Origin of the sequence: Pseudoalteromonas sp. MEBiC 03607 (assembly GCF_004792295.1) — a bacterium.
Classification (GTDB): Bacteria; Pseudomonadota; Gammaproteobacteria; order Enterobacterales; family Alteromonadaceae; genus Pseudoalteromonas; species Pseudoalteromonas lipolytica_C.
Genome location: NZ_SRRY01000001.1, coordinates 1,660,561 through 1,676,224, shown reverse-complemented (window position 1 = coordinate 1,676,224; position 15,664 = coordinate 1,660,561). Strand labels below are relative to the sequence as shown.

The window sequence follows — 15,664 nt, the reverse complement described above, 5'->3', positions numbered from 1 at the left end:
TAATGCATTAATGACAAAAATAATAACAATGATTTCTGCTTTTCTAACAATAAGTATAGCGAGCGTTTTTAGCGCCGCTGCAAGCCCCATAGAACTTGAGCAAACAACTTTGCTGTTAATACCAAGTGGGGTGATGTTGTTATTATTGCCGTACCTGTTATTTATAATTTTCAAGCTAAAACGCTCTCGCCATCAACTCCGTATCTCAGAACATCGACTAAAAAGTACAGTAGAGGGAAGCGGAGATACATTGTGGGATTGGAATATAAAAACAGGCGAAGTGCTACGTATTAACGACAAATACACCGCGAATACTAATAATACCAGCGCCTTCCCTCCTAATCGTGACCTTATCCATCCCCATGATGTTCACCAAGTAGAAAAAGCACTAAAAAAACATTTTGCAGAACACACTGCTTTTTTCGAAGCAAGTTACCGTATTAAAGATAATTTTGACCGTTGGCACTGGGTATTAGACCGCGGAAAAATTATAGAAAAAGACGCAAACTTACAGCCATTACGCATGACTGGCACCGTGCGAGATATTTCACAACTAAAGTCCACTGAGGCACGCTTAAACTTATTTGCTAAATGCGTTGAGTCATTAACTGACGCGATTGCTATTTACGATAAAAACTTCAAATTAGTCGATTTAAACCCAAGCTTTTTAACCTTGTTTGGTGGCAGCCGCGAGCAATACCTAAAAAAAGACTTCATGCTTAATGGTTATGACCAAAGTTATGTAGATGAAGTTAAAGCAACGGTTAAAGCCACTGAACATTGGCAACAAGAAGTCAAACTGAGAAACGCCAAGCGACAGCTATTGCCCATTGAAATTTCAATTGATGAAATCAAAAATGAGCACAATCAAATTTGTAATTATGTGGTTGTATTCTCAGATCAAACTGAACGAAAAAAAGCCGAATCGCAACTTCATAATTTATCAAACCGTGACCGCACAACAGGCTTACCTAATCGAAATCTGTTCTTCACGAATTTAAAGAAGCTCGCTAAGCAAGATAACCATCATGCCCTGTTAGTTTTCGATTTAGATAACTTTAAAAAGATCAACGACTCACTTGGTCATCAACTTGGCGATAGCTTGCTGTCTAAGCTTGCGATGCGTTTGAATAAACTTACCCGCGAAAAAGACGTATTTTATCGCCTAGGTGGAGATGAGTTTGCACTGGTCATGTCGGGTACCAACGACATACACACCATCACCCGTATGGCTAAGCTATTTTTAGCGGCGATAGCTACACCATTCAACATGGCAGGCCATGAGCTGGTGATCACATCGAGCGTCGGTATTGTGTTATTTCCTGAAGATGGTAATACCCCAGAGTTATTGCTTAAGAATGCCGATACAGCCATGTATCATGCCAAGAAAAAAGGGAATAGTTACCTATTTTTCAACGACACGATGAACCGCCAAGCCGTCAAAAGGCTACAAATCGAAAACTTGATGCGCTACGGCTTAAAAGAAGATCATTTTGAAGTCTATTATCAGCCGAAAATGAATATTCGCACTGGCAAACTAGATGGTATGGAAGCACTGGTTCGTTTTATTACTCCGAAAAAAGGCATTATAAGCCCGGGCGTATTTATCCCTATTGCAGAAGAAACCGGGCAAATCATCGAAATCGGTGAAGTGGTATTAAACAAAGCATGTCGTGATGTAAAAAACTGGATTGATCAAGGCTTATTTAACGGCCGAGTTGCTGTTAACTTATCAGCGAAACAATTCAGCTTGCCTGATTTGACCACTCGCATTGATGTAATTTTACAAAAAAATGAGCTACCATCTTATTTCTTAGAACTTGAAATTACCGAAGGTACGGTAATGGATGACCCTAAAGAAGCGATAACAATTATGCGCTCACTAAGCGCTCGTGGTATTCACCTAGCAATGGATGACTTTGGTACGGGTTACTCATCATTGGCCTATTTAAAGCAATTTCCGCTTAACACCTTAAAAGTTGATAAAGCCTTTATTGATGATATGCAATCAGAGCGTGGTCGCAACATGGTCGACTCGATTGTGACCATTGCCCATAACCTTGATTTACATGTAGTTGCTGAAGGGGTTGAACAAGCTGACCAAGTGACAATGTTAGAGCAATTGAAGTGCCAAACAATACAAGGTTATTTCTATTCTAAACCGTTATCACAGCCAGAATTTACAGAATTTTTAAAAAGCCAGCTCGATAAGTCTGCGCCAAGTTTATTAAGAAGCGTAGAAGCCTAAGGTCGCCAGCCACATGATTGGCGGCCGATATGACGAATAAAGGCACGTCGATAATGTACGTTAAACAAACACCACGCAATTGGGCCAAGCATTCCACCGAGAAGCATCCAACGCTTTACTGGCATCCCTTTAGACAACGACTCTAAATACATCACCAAAACAAACATACAGCTTAAAATAACAAATAGCACACAACACCTCATTAAAAATCAGCGGCAGTGTACATAATTCACACAGCTTTTGGAACTTCACACTTTATATAGTCTGCATAACGCGTGTTTATACAACGAACTTTTTATTATTTTTACTAGGTAAAGCAACAATTAATGTGTACTAAATAATTACAATTTACTAATATAGGAACAAACTAATACCAGTTTGCTTAATTAAGTGGTCTATTTTGAGGCAATAAAACCTCGTTGATAGCAAGGCAAAAATTTCGTTATTTAGTTGTTCTAAATCAGAAATTTTTAACGCAGATAGCGACAGGTTTAATCCCTCAAAATGATTAAGTATTATTGCGGATTGGTGTAATCAAGGAACTAACAAAAAAATGAGGATCCGTTGTGTCTGAAGAATCAACAAATGTATATGAAGCACCTGAAGCAGAGCTAACTCAAGCAAATACAAGTGGCAATAAACCTATTTTAAACTTTGAGCGCTTCTCCGCTTGGGGCGTATTCTTTTTGAGTCTTATCACATTAGGTATCTACGCCTTATACTGGCTAGTAAGCCGCGCAAACAAAGCAAACGCACTTGCTAAACATCAGGTAAATCAAAACTTAATTTATGGCTATGTTGCTATTTACGTAATCAACTTTGTTTTGGCATTCACCGATATTTCTGAAGTCTTGTCTGCTATTGCTTCTATTATTTCTTTAATTGTTGGTCTGGTATTCATTTTCTCGCTACGTACTTCACTCAAAGAGTTAATTAATGAAGGCAGCAATGAGCCGGTACATTTAAGTGGCATACTCACGTTTTTCTTTTATGCGATTTATTTCCAATACAAAATTAATGAGGCCATTGATAATCAAAAGTAATCGTTTCATAGGTTTCGTTAATTAATAAAAAAGGCATTGAATTCAATGCCTTTTTTATTGCCGCTTGATATTCGGGTATTACAACGCCCCTGAGTGCTTCACATTCAAATAGGTATTAAGCACATGCGGTAACAGCTGCTCAGGGTTACAGTCTATGGCTATCACCCCTTGCTTTTTCAGCTTAGCCATATTGGCTTTATGTGAATTTAGTAGTGCTAATGCTGCACAGTAACTGGTTGCATCTTCATACTTTTCTATAGACTCTTCAAGCACTTCACTCACGGCACGATTGTTAATATTGATAAGTGCCACTAAGTGATGTTTTTGCAATAGCTTTATTGCAGGCATTAACTCGTCAATACTTTGCTCATCTAGGGTGGTGACTAATAACACTAAAGAGCGTTTACTGCGCTTAGCAATTAACTGGTTTACAGCTACCAAATAGTCACTGCTGCTATTATCTGGGTATAAATCATAAAAATGATTCATCACCCGAGATACATTCTGCGCGCCTTTAACATCGGGTAACCAGCGTAGGTTTTGATTAAAGCTCTGCATACTAAACCAATCACCTTGCTTTAAAACCGTGTGAGAAAGTAGTAATAATGCATTTAAAGCATGATCAAAGTGGCTGCCTTCATTGGCTTCTATGGCCATTTTTTTTGAGGCATCAAGCATAACTATTACATGCTGGTTTTGCTCTTCTTGATACTCTCGCGAAATTAATTTTCGGCGTTTACTTGTTGCCTGCCAATCTATCTGCCTGACGCTGTCACCTTGGCGATATTCGCGTAATTGCTGGAATTCAATACCATCACCGCGCTTTTTGGTGAGTTTTAACCCCGAAATAGGCTTATTCACGACCCCGTTTAAATGCTGTTTCGAGGTAACACGGCTAAAGTCTGGGTAAACCTTTAACTGAGTAGCTTGAGTTGCCAACCAATTTACTTGCCAAAGGCCTAGTGGCGACCCTACCCTCAGCTCAATCGCACTGATTTGTGCATCCCCCCGCTTATGGGCGCGTATCATAAAGACCAGCTTTGCCTGTTGCGTAGCGTCAATGAATAGGGTTTGCACTGGCTTTAACAATTCAATAGCGTTGCTTAAATGCACACTCACATCTAATTGCTTAGCATGTTTGGCATTATTTTTAATCAACACGTTTAAATCTTGGCGTCTGTATAACGCCATATTTAGGTTAGTTTCTGCGCTTACTTCGAGTAAAGGCGTTGACTTAGCTGCCAAGCAATCAACAATTGCAACTAAAGCTGGCACCAATAACAAGGCGGTTAAAAGCATGCCATTTACCTGAGCAATAGCACACACAAGCATAAGCAACAGAATGAATGCTGTTAACACAACTAAACGTTTTGCTGGCCTAAGCTTGATACGGTTCATGAACGTGGCGCTTCAACACTGGCTAAAATAGCACTGATCACTTCGTCAAACGAAACACCTTCCAGTTCTAAGTCCGCAGATAAAATTAAACGATGCCTTAAAATATTTGGCGTGACTAGCTTCACATCATCTGGGGTAACAAAATCACGGCCATTCATCAATGCCATTACTTTTGCAGCTTTAATGATATTAATTGAGGCACGTAACCCTGCACCGTGCAGCACGCCTTGCCAAGTTCGTGAGCTACGAACTATATCAACGGCATAATTAAGAATTTGCTCGTCTACTAAAATATCCGCACAAAGCTGTTTAATTTCAGCAATACGCTTGGCATCTAATACCGCTGGAAGCTGCTCCACTTTGCTTTCATTAGAAACTATTTGTGTATTCAGTTTTAAAAGCTCAACTTCCGATTCATGAGAAGGAAAACCAAGCTCTACTTTCATCATAAAGCGGTCTAATTCGGCCTCTGGTAATGGGTAAGTCCCTTCTTGATCTAGTGGGTTTTGAGTGGCTAATACCATAAACGGGGAGTTTATTAATAACGATTCGCCATCAATAGTGATTTGTTGTTCTTGCATCACTTCAAGTAAGGCTGATTGCGTTTTTGCTGGCGCACGGTTAATTTCATCAGCAAGTAAGATATTAGTAAAGGCAGGGCCTTTTTTGATATTAAACTCACCTGACTTCATATCATACAAGCTATGCCCTACTACATCCGAAGGCATTAAGTCTGGGGTAAATTGTACACGTGAGAAATTTACACTTAAGCTTTTAGCTAAAGCTCTAACAAGTAATGTTTTACCAAGTCCCGGAACCCCTTCAAGCAGCACATGGCCACCTGCAAAAAGAACGGTAAGCACATCTTCAACAATGGCATCTTGACCGACTAACACACGCGAAATGTTATGCTTTACTTGTTTTACTGCATCAGCTGCCTCAACTAAGCTCATGCGATTAGTGTCTAATTCCGTGCTCATAAGGCATTCCTTAACTGTTTAAATCGTTTTATATAATTTGTTCTTTGTGTTTTTGAGTCAGGTAACTTGCTAGCCAATAGCTGCGCTACCTGTTGTTTTTCAAAATGGGTTAAATTAGCAATACTCTGCGCCTGTTTATCTGCGCTTAGCATTTTAAAGTTTGGTACACGCGCTTCTACCTTGCTGTAAAAGTCTTTCTTGAGTGCGGCAAATAATACGGATTCATGGCCGTGTTCAGAGTAAAAATTAGCGAGTGCACGAATATGCTGATTAAAACTGGTTTTAGCTTCAAAATCAGGGGCGTATGCTCGGCCAATACGGCTCGTAATATGCCACACTGCAAGCACAATTAATAACACTAGAGTCACTACAAATTGCCAGCTCCAGTGCCAAAGCTTTGCAAGCCAATTAGGGTAAGTCAGGTATGGAACATAGCTAATACTCTTAGCGCCTTTACTTAACCAAAGTAATAGACTGCCATGGTCGAGGTGGCGCAAACGATAGTTAGTAAAAGGTAATAACGATGGCATCACAACTACTCTGCCTTGACCAAAGGCAAAATCACACATTAGGGTTTTGCCCTCAGAAGTATTTGTACTTACACCAGGGCAGTTTTCGATGTAAAAGGCACGGCTTAATTCGAGTTCGAGCTCAGTATTTTCATCAATAGACAACACACTGTTTTTATCTCCCTCTTTGCGCATCGCAAAATCATATTCAAACACATCTTCTTGACTTAGCACATTGATGCCAAGCTGCCCAAAGAACACTGAATTATCGATTGCTAGCTCTTCGCGCTGCCTATTTAATACATAAATTAAACGCCCGCCATCAGCGACCCAGTCAGCAAGCTGAGTATCAAGCAAATAGGAGTCAGCAAGTACGGCTTCATCTAAAATTAAAATGCTTTTTGGATCTATCGCAAGCTCTTCACTTTGTGCTTGTTCAGCCAAGTGTTTATCTTTGATCCAACTTATTCCATTGGCCTTTAAAAGACGTTGGGCCATGGTGAAGTTATCTTTGGCAACATCTGAATGAAACCCTATTTCAACTTCTCTTTTTTCCCAATCTAATGAGGCCAGTGAGGCAACGATAAACACGGTAAACAAGACTAATAGAGCAATTAGCACAACCTTAAGCTTCATGGGCTTGCTCCTGAGTATTTGCTGTCATTGCTGTAATTTGTGCAGTTAACTCTACAAAATTGATATCAGGGGTTTTATGACCCCAAGCAACCGCGACCCATGCAGAAAATAAGCGGGCAAATATCGCTTGTCCTTGATTTGGCACCTTTGCATCAATTGCACGTTTACATTCGCGTTCAGTCATCGAGCGGTGCAGGCGCACTTGGTGATGCTGCTGAGCCCAACTCAGGGTATGATGAAGCAAATACGCTAACGCTAAGCGATGCTCACCTTGCTCAAAGCATTGCTGTGCAGCAGCTATTAAATCTGATGGTAAATCTTTACTTTTAATCTCTGCAAATAAGGTTGGGATCACTGACTCTTCAGTTACTTTTGTGCGCTCAGGTAAGCTTAAGTTGGCAAAAAAACCTCGTTTTTTAATCAAGTAATAAACGAGCCAAACCAATAATAATCCAACTAACAGCCAAACTAATACACCAAACCCATTACCTATCGCTGTAAACAGATCGATAAGCCATGACCAATCACTGTGTGATGAACTCTCTGTAGGCTCTAAATTTGGCACCCAGGTGGTTTCTGTTTCGATGACATTAGGCTCATTATAGAGTGCGGTGACTTGCTCTTTTATCGCTTGCTTATCGATTTGCTCAGCATAACTAGTTGATGGTTGCAGGGTAAACATTGTTAGCATAAATAGCCCAACAGCACTGAGTAAGCCTGCGAGGCGGGTACGAATGTTTTTAAATGCCAGCTCAATGTCCCAACCTTCAAGCTCTACACGGCGGTGTAAATAAGCAAGAAATCCACCACTAACAAATAAAGGTGCAACCAACGAAATACTAATTATGTAGATAAGGTTAAAAGCTATCTCTAGCCACTCTGGAGATTCAAAAATTTGGTACATAGCCTCTTCGGCAGAAAACGATTGGGGGATTAATGCGATAGTCAGTGCCGATATCCCCATCAACAAAATGTATTCAAAATGCACACAAAACAGCATCCATAGTGTTTGCTTAGGCTTCGTTGAGGCAAACAATACTTGCTTACGCTTGGTTTTTCGTTCACCTGAAAGTCGTTCTAGTTGCTCAACTGGCGCTAAAAATGCACGATTTGGGCTAAGCCTATATATCGTTAGATGAGCGACCATGTCGGTCATTTTTAACTGTTTCACTGACCTTAAGCTACGACTAATACTTAGCGGCTGATTAAACACCGCTTTTGACATGTAATCCAGTAATGGCCGCTCAAATAGAGGCTTGAGCCACCAGATAACAAAAGCACTTATTCCCCAATTAAACAACAGGCCAATCATTAAAAACACCGGGACAGCCATTATTAAATACATAGCTACCAATGCTACAAAGTGTTGCTTAACCAGTAATACCGCTAAATCAAAGGTTTCGTAGGCGCTGCGCTTACGAGGGTTAAAGCTTAGGTGATTAAGCTCCATAACGCATACCCTTATATAAGCGAAAAATGACATAAGTCCAACAACCGCTGCCAACTAAATATTTAACTTCATTAGCAATATCACGAGGTGACCAAAATGCTTCAATAAAAGCGGCTATCACCAACATTAAAAACGCCCCAACAATCAGTGGGAGTGCTTTTTGAGCAGCCTGTTTCATCGCATATGCACGGGTAAACTGGCCGGGATTTAAAAGCCCGTAACCAATCTGACAGCCTGCCGCTGAGGCAATGATGATAGCGGTTAACTCAAACGAGCCATGGGTGATAACAAATGAGAAAAACGGCCCTTCAAAACCAACATTAACAATATGAGCGGCAATAGCCCCAAAATAAAAGCTATTGAATAATAAGAAAAAGGCAGCGCCTACACAGAACAACACACCGCCTGCAAACATCTGAAATGCAATACCAATATTATTGTAAATGTAGACCCCGAACATCATGAGATCTTGTGATGCGCCTCGCTCAGCCGATTGTACGCTACCACTGGGGTTATACATTTGTTCGATATTAAGGACGGTGCCTTGCCCTAAAAATGTATAGACGGCATCAGGGTCAAGTGTCACCCAAATAAAAGCAATAAGAGCCAATCCCCAAAATGCCAATAAGTTAATACCAAGCATTAAACGGTTTTCATATAGGGCGCGAGGAAATGCTGTGCGTGCTACGTGCCATAATTCAGAAAATTGATTACTACGCGATAAATAAAGTCGCTTTTGCCCTAACTGCACGAGTCTATTGATTTGCTCAATCAACACGGAGCTGTATTGACGACTTTGCGCAATGGCTAAGTCATTACACACTTTTCGATACAAATTAGGAAAGTGAATAGGTAAAGTCTCTGTACTTTTTTGTTCACACAAAGTCTTAAATTCATCCCAGCGTTCACTATTCGACTTTACAAATTGAGTTTGTTTCATGGTTTACCCTCTTGCGGTGGGTAATCTGTATTATCATTGACTTGTCCAGCATAATGGCGCGCATAACTGAGCAATTGCCACTCAATATTGTTTTCATCTGTCGCAAATGACTCTGCGAGAATGCGCGCTAGTTCGTGGCGCCTAGCATCAGATAACTCGTCATGACGCTCAGCAAAAGCCAGCACTGCAAGTTGCTCTTCGGTAGTTAAACTTACTGTAGGTACATGCACTTGGCCTTTCGACAGCTCTGGTCGCGCTTCTAACTCGTCTTCATAAATAACCATAGTTCCAGCAGCCCAATCACCAATTCGCTTGAAACGGTTGTTAAACAACATAACCACAAGACCCAAGAAATAGCCTATCGGTAACATATCTGCGGGGCGTAATAAGTTGCGCACCACTATTTGCGAAAAGCTCGCGGGTAAGCCATTATCTTGCACAACACGAATTTTAAGTCTTTTTTTACCGGGTGTTTGGCCATTCTCCATTTCATAAAGAATGTTGTACCCCCAAGAAATTACAAAGTAAGCAATTAAAATAAGCCCTTGCCCTGCATCGCCTAAAAATGCCAAAACGCTGCTCACAGCAATTAAAACAAGGCCTCGGATAATAAAATCAATAAGGTAAGCGTAGCTTCGGGCAACAACGCCAGCAGGAGTTATGGCGATATCAACGCCTTCGGGAAGTTTTATATATTCTCTGTTTTCCAATCCGTGGTTTAACATTAATCGACAACTAGCATTATTATTGTTTTCGTAAGCCCTTAATGATGCGGCTTTTCTGTCCCTTTTTCAATGCCTTTGTAGGAGCAAACTTTTATTCTGTCGCTTAATAAAACACTGAAATACTATTTTTTGACACAAAAAAACCGGCAACTAGCCGGTTTCTATCAGTGAGTGCCATTATTTCTCAGCACGGCCCATAAATTTATGTTCAACGGTGTTGATACGAATTCGGTCGCCTGTAGAAATATGCTCAGGAACTTGAATCGTTAAACCCGTAGTTAAACGTGCAGGCTTTGAACGCGCACTAGCAGAAGCACCTTTAATTGAAGGGTCTGTTTCTTCAACAACAAGTTCAACGCTTGATGGTAAGTCTAGGCCAACCGGAGCACCATCAATTACAATTACGTGAAGACCCTGAGTTTCTTCATTAACGAATAAAATTTCTTCGCTAATCGCTTCTTTGTTTAAGTTATATGGCGTGTAATCTTCATTATCCATGAAAACATACTCTTCACCGTCAATGTAAGAGAACATTGCTTCACGGCGAGTTAAGTCAGCTAGCTTTAGCATGTCGCTGTCTTTGAATGTTTCATCCACTTTACCGCCTGTTACTACATCGTATAAACGCATGCGGTATAAGCTACCACCTGCACGACCTTGCGGTACAGAACGTTGAATATCTTTAACTACTAAAACACGGCCGTTATGCTCAATAGCGGCGCCTTTTTTAACTTCACTTGCCTTAGGCATGGGTGTATTCCTATCGTTTTTTGATGACAGGAATTTACCACGTAATAGCGTTTGTTCAATAAAAATTTATAGTTTTAAATCACATCTGTGATTTATCCTATTTTTCAGCAAATTATGGCAATAGTTGTCTCCAAACTACGAAAAAGCTGCTATGTTTATAACTACGAAAAATGACTTCAAGGATTGGATCATGAATCAACACGCAGTACACGAATATTTAATGAACAAGCCATTGGTGATGATCACACAACCATTTGGCCAAGATGTCGATGTTTATAAAGTTAATCATAAAATGTTTGCTACCCTCGCAGAGGGCAAAGAAGGTCAAACAGATGATGAAGGCAACCTTGTATGGTGGCTTAATCTAAAGTGCGACCCTGATGAGGCTCAAGCATTACGTGATATTTTCCCGTCTGTGATCCCGGGTTATCATATGAACAAACGTTTATGGAATACGGTTATTTTAGATGGCACCGTACCACAAGGAGAAATTGAACGAATGATCGATAATTCGTTTAATTTAGTGGTTGCGAATATGCCAGAAAAAGACAGAAAAGCGATTGAGCTTCATCTGTAAAAGTTTTGCACTGATCACACTCTGTGATCAGTGCAGCTTAAATGATAATGATGATCGGCATACAAAATACCACCAATTGCATAGGCGTCAGGTTGCTTTTCAATCAGCTGAAAGCCACACTTCTCAAGTACTTTTTCTGAACCGATATTACCTTCGGTAACAACCGCTTTAAATTCACGTACAGCATGTTCTGATGCGGCATAATCGAGCACCGCTTGCAAAGACTCAGTGGCATAGCCTCGACCATGAAAGTTAGGCAACAGCAAATAACCAACTTCTTGTATCTCAGGGACAGTTGATGAGGTAAACCCAGTCACGCCAACTTCTTTTCCTGTGCTGGTTTCAACAATCACTAAACACAGTGGTGTATTCGAATTTGGCAGCCAAGGCTTTAAACGTTCATTAAACTTAGCGCGTAGCTGCGCTTCTGACGGCTTATCAAAGCATTTCGCTATTACTTGGGCATCATTATGCAAAGTATAAAACAATGGCCAGTCATCGGCATTTAACAGCCGTAATGTTAATCGCTCAGTGGTGAGAGTCATGGTGATTAATCAATTAGTAAATAAACCTAGTTATAACAAACCGACATGGCGAGTTAAATACCACTTATGGCCAATATCGAAGCAAAAAGCCCCGCTCAATGAGCAGGGCTTTTAAATTAGCTAATTAATTAAAATACTAGCTTTTAGTTGTTTCGGTATCAGCTTCTTCTGACGCTTGCTCGTCTTCGACCACTTCTTTGGTTACTTCAACCGGATCGACAGGCGCAGCTTCTTCAACTGCCGGCTCTTCGCTTTCTGCTTGGTAAAAACGACCACCCTTTTCAGCCATTGCTTTTAACGTATCACAAGGTGTGAAAATTGGGTTGTAGTTAGCAAAAGTCGCCATTTCTGAGCTCACTTGTGCAGCACCCAGTTTATCCATATAGCTAAATGGACCGCCTAAGAATGGTGGGAAACCGATACCAAAAATAGCACCAATATCACCGTCACGCGGGCTTGCAATAATACCATCATCTAAACAGCGCACTGCTTCGTTCAGCATTTGCGCAACACAACGTTTAGCAATTTCGCTCTTGTTTAAACGAGGTGATGGCGTAACACCCAGTAGCTCGTATACTGACTCATCCACTTTTTTATCTTTCTTGTCGTAAAGATAAAAACCACGGCCAGTCTTACGACCTAAGCGCTTAGAATCGATTAAGCGATTAAAGGCGTCAGGTGCTTTAAAGCGCTCGCCCAATTCTTTTTCAAGGATTGGCGCAATTTTAGAACCGATATCAATCCCTACTTCATCAAGTAACGCTAAAGGCCCTACCGGGAACCCAAACTCAACAAGTGCTTGGTCAATCTTTTCAATTGGCTCACCTGCAAGCAGTAAATTAGCCGCTTCATTTACATAAGGCGCTAAGATACGGTTTACATAGAAACCTGCCATGTCTTTAACCACAATTGGAGTTTTACCTTGCTTACGGGCAAAGTTAACCACGCGTGCGATAGTTTCTTCAGACGTACCGGCGTGTGGAATAATCTCAACAAGTGGCATTTTCTCAACAGGTGAGAAGTAATGCAGACCAATTACATTTTCTGGGCGTGCTGCATCAGCAGCAATTTGTGCAATTGGTAATGATGAGGTATTACTTGCAAAAATCGTGTTGTCTTGGCACTCACGTTCTACATCAGCCACCATACCTTGCTTTAAAGCAAGATCTTCAAACACGGCTTCGATAACGATATCAATGTGTTTAAAGCCGCTGTAATCGGTGGTACCGGTAATGCGGTTCATGGTTTGTTGTAGATCAGCTTTAGATAAAATACGACGCTTTTGCTTTTTATCTAAAATCTTATAGCTGTAGTTCATCGCATTGCTGATGCCCTTTTCAGCCACATCTTTAATGCGCACTGGAACACCCGCTTTTACAGCACTAACATGGGCAATACCCGCGCCCATGAGGCCGCCGCCTAATACTGCCGCTTTAGCGATTGCTGGCGCATCATCATTACGCCACTCTTTTTTCATTTCAGTGGTTGCAAAGAAAATACCGCGTAATGCTTTTGACTCATCGCTCATTACCAGCGTGGCAAAGCCTTCAGCTTCAGTTTTGTATGCTTTTAACTGATCAAGTTCAACACTTGCACGAACGGCTTTAATAATGGCTAAAGGTGCCGGGTAGTGACCGCCTGTTTTTTTCAGCACGTTTTCTTGTGCTTTTTTGAAAATAATATTGCGACCAAATGGGTTTGACTCAAGTAATTGACTTAAACGGTCTAGCTTAGGTTTAGTAGCCTTCGCCTTACCTTTCAGAGCAAACTCTTTAGCAACGTCAAGTAATACACTGTGTGGTACACAGTCATTTACTAAGCCTGTTTTCTTCGCTTGCTTAGCACGCACTTGCTTACCTGTAAGCATCCACTCAAGTGCTTTTTGCAGGCCAACTAATTTAGGTAAACGTTGAGTACCGCCACCACCAGGTAATAAGCCTAACTGTACTTCTGGCAAACCAAGCTTAGTGATATCGCTGTCTGAACACACGCGATAATCACAAGCTAAAGCAAACTCTAAACCGCCGCCCAATGCAGCACCATGAATAGCACTTACTGTTGGAAAAGGCAGCTTTTTCATATCGAAAAATGCTTGCTGACACATTTCGCTTAATGCTAATGCATCTTCACGGCTATTGGCGCTATCAAGCATTTTAATATCAGCACCGGCGATAAAGTTATCGCTTTTACCACTGATAAATACCATGCCTTTTACTGCTTGCGCTTGTGCGTCTTTAAGTAAGGTTTTTAAATCTTCTGCAAAACTGCTGCGCAGGGTGTTCATTTTTTCACCCGGCACATCAATGGTTACAACGGCTACGCCGTCATCAGCCACTGATAAACTAAATACTGAATCTGTCATTACGCACTCTCCAATACAAAGGCTGCGCCTAAGCCACCCGCTGCACACGCAGTCGTAAGCGCTAAGCCGCCACCGCGACGATTAAGTTCATGTAAGCTTTGCGTGATCAGGCGCGCGCCTGTTGCCGCAAATGGGTGACCGTATGCAAGAGAGCCACCTAATACATTGAACTTGTCCATGTTAATTTCGCCGATCGCTTTACTACGACCTAGCTTTTCTTGTGCAAATTTATCTGACGCAAACATCTTCATGTTGGCAAGTGTTTGCGCTGCAAATGCTTCGTGCATTTCGATTAAATCTAAATCAGCTAATGTGATACCAGCTCTATCTAAGGCAATTGGCGTTGAGTGCGCCGGACCCATTAGCATGTCTTCATGTACACCAATTGCAGAGAAAGCAAAACTGCGTACATAACCTAAAATGTTGTAACCCAATGCTTTAGCTTTGCTCTCACTCATCATTAATACCGCTGCTGCACCATCTGTTAATGGTGTAGCGTTAGCTGCGGTAACTGAGCCGTGTTGACGGTCAAATACTGGCTTTAATTTGGCGTAGCCTTCAACTGTTGAGTTATGACGGATGTTATTGTCTTGCTCAATAAAGCTCTTATAAGGTGCAACATGGGCAGTCATCACTTCGTCTTTCAGTTTACCATCAGCCCACGCTTGGCTTGCAAGAGTGTGAGAACGATGTGCTAAAGCATCTTGATCTTCGCGGCTAATGTTATGCGTTTTCGCCATTTGCTCAGCTGTTTGACCCATAGATAAGCCAGTAGAGTACTCAGCGACCGCTGGCGGTACAGGCAGTAAGTCTTTAAGACGCAATTTTGAGAAAATCTTTAATCGATGACCAAGAGTGCGTGCTTTGTTTAAATCAACAAGGCTACCCGCTAATTTTTTGCTAACACCAATAGGTAATACAGATGATGAGTCAGCACCGCCCGCGATACCAACTTGCACTGAGCCTGCCATAATTGACTCAGCCACGTTAGCAATGGCTTGGAAACTTGTCGCACACGCACGCGATACAGAATAAGCATCAACAGATACAGGCATACCCGTACCTAATACGATTTCACGGGCAATATTTGGCGCTTCTGGCATTTGTACTACTTGACCAAATACCAGTTGGTCGATTTCAGATTTATCGAAATTTAGTCGCTCAAGCATTTCGTTGACAACTAACTTACCCATATCAAGGGCTGGTACATGGTGGAATGCTGTGGCTTGCTTTGCAAACGGCGTTCGTAGGCCGCTAACGATTGCGATACGATCGCCTTTTGCTGTTTTAAGTATATTTTGCTCAGACATTTATGCTCTCCCGCTGACAGGTCTGACCTGTTTGTTTTTCCTGATTCTAAAACAACCCGTGTACGAATGCCAATAGTAAGTTTTCAACCATAGGCTTTTTTCGACCGATTTACAAAAAAACACTGTATTTATATGGTAGGCTAAAATTTTTATAGGCTAGGATAAAATTCCTTAAAAAATAACGAACTATT

At 41.2% G+C, this 15,664-nt stretch carries 14 protein-coding genes; 3 read left to right on the top strand and 11 right to left on the bottom strand.

Translation table 11 applies throughout. The features are described 5' to 3' along the window. Positions 1-10 precede the first annotated feature (10 nt). Positions 11-2,248 (top strand): EAL domain-containing protein, encoded by a 2,238-nt coding sequence (locus tag E5N72_RS07685; RefSeq protein ID WP_135923928.1) that lies wholly within the window; start codon positions 11-13, stop codon positions 2,246-2,248. On the opposite strand, the gene E5N72_RS07680 is transcribed toward E5N72_RS07685, so the two are convergent. After that, positions 2,245-2,439, bottom strand: a complete 195-nt coding sequence (locus E5N72_RS07680) for a hypothetical protein (protein WP_135923927.1) — start codon at positions 2,437-2,439, stop codon at positions 2,245-2,247. The genes E5N72_RS07685 and E5N72_RS07680 overlap by 4 nt on opposite strands. A 375-nt stretch (positions 2,440-2,814) precedes the next feature. On the opposite strand from E5N72_RS07680, the gene E5N72_RS07675 reads away from it, so the two are divergent. Then, positions 2,815-3,291, top strand: a complete 477-nt coding sequence (locus E5N72_RS07675) for a DUF4234 domain-containing protein (protein ID WP_135923926.1) — start codon at positions 2,815-2,817, stop codon at positions 3,289-3,291. A gap of 78 nt (positions 3,292-3,369) precedes the next feature. On the opposite strand, the gene E5N72_RS07670 is transcribed toward E5N72_RS07675, so the two are convergent. The 7 genes from E5N72_RS07670 to yeiP form a co-directional block, all read right to left on the bottom strand. Then, on the bottom strand, positions 3,370-4,689 hold the full coding sequence (locus E5N72_RS07670; protein ID WP_135923925.1) for a DUF58 domain-containing protein: 1,320 nt from the start codon (positions 4,687-4,689) through the stop codon (positions 3,370-3,372). Further along, entirely contained in the window at positions 4,686-5,669 is a 984-nt protein-coding gene (locus tag E5N72_RS07665) for a MoxR family ATPase (protein WP_135923924.1), read from the bottom strand. The genes E5N72_RS07670 and E5N72_RS07665 overlap by 4 nt, the downstream gene beginning before the upstream one ends. Beyond that, a complete protein-coding gene (locus E5N72_RS07660) occupies positions 5,666-6,814 on the bottom strand; it encodes a hypothetical protein (protein WP_135923923.1) in 1,149 nt (382 codons plus the stop codon). Before E5N72_RS07660 ends, E5N72_RS07665 begins: the two co-directional genes overlap by 4 nt. Next, entirely contained in the window at positions 6,804-8,264 is a 1,461-nt protein-coding gene (locus tag E5N72_RS07655; RefSeq protein ID WP_135923922.1) for a hypothetical protein, read from the bottom strand. The genes E5N72_RS07660 and E5N72_RS07655 overlap by 11 nt, the downstream gene beginning before the upstream one ends. Then, complete coding sequence (locus tag E5N72_RS07650) at positions 8,254-9,204, bottom strand: stage II sporulation protein M (RefSeq protein WP_135923921.1); 951 nt, start codon at positions 9,202-9,204, stop codon at positions 8,254-8,256. The genes E5N72_RS07655 and E5N72_RS07650 overlap by 11 nt, the downstream gene beginning before the upstream one ends. Then, positions 9,201-9,929 (bottom strand): RDD family protein, encoded by a 729-nt coding sequence (locus E5N72_RS07645; protein ID WP_135923920.1) that lies wholly within the window; start codon positions 9,927-9,929, stop codon positions 9,201-9,203. Before E5N72_RS07645 ends, E5N72_RS07650 begins: the two co-directional genes overlap by 4 nt. 177 nt (positions 9,930-10,106) lie before the next feature. Beyond that, on the bottom strand, positions 10,107-10,679 hold the full coding sequence (gene yeiP / locus E5N72_RS07640) for an elongation factor P-like protein YeiP (protein ID WP_135923919.1): 573 nt from the start codon (positions 10,677-10,679) through the stop codon (positions 10,107-10,109). 190 nt (positions 10,680-10,869) lie between these two features. On the opposite strand from yeiP, the gene E5N72_RS07635 reads away from it, so the two are divergent. Further along, entirely contained in the window at positions 10,870-11,256 is a 387-nt protein-coding gene (locus E5N72_RS07635; protein ID WP_135923918.1) for an MmcQ/YjbR family DNA-binding protein, read from the top strand. A 14-nt stretch (positions 11,257-11,270) separates the two neighbouring features. Here the strand turns inward: E5N72_RS07635 and E5N72_RS07630 are convergent, their stop codons facing one another. The 3 genes from E5N72_RS07630 to fadI all read right to left on the bottom strand — a co-directional run bounded on the left by E5N72_RS07630 (position 11,271) and on the right by fadI (position 15,473). Then, on the bottom strand, positions 11,271-11,801 hold the full coding sequence (locus E5N72_RS07630; RefSeq protein ID WP_135923917.1) for a GNAT family N-acetyltransferase: 531 nt from the start codon (positions 11,799-11,801) through the stop codon (positions 11,271-11,273). 136 nt (positions 11,802-11,937) lie between these two features. After that, positions 11,938-14,163 (bottom strand): fatty acid oxidation complex subunit alpha FadJ, encoded by a 2,226-nt coding sequence (fadJ, locus tag E5N72_RS07625; RefSeq protein ID WP_135923916.1) that lies wholly within the window; start codon positions 14,161-14,163, stop codon positions 11,938-11,940. After that, a complete protein-coding gene (gene fadI / locus E5N72_RS07620; protein WP_135923915.1) occupies positions 14,163-15,473 on the bottom strand; it encodes an acetyl-CoA C-acyltransferase FadI in 1,311 nt (436 codons plus the stop codon). Before fadI ends, fadJ begins: the two co-directional genes overlap by 1 nt. Positions 15,474-15,664: the final 191 nt, after the last annotated feature.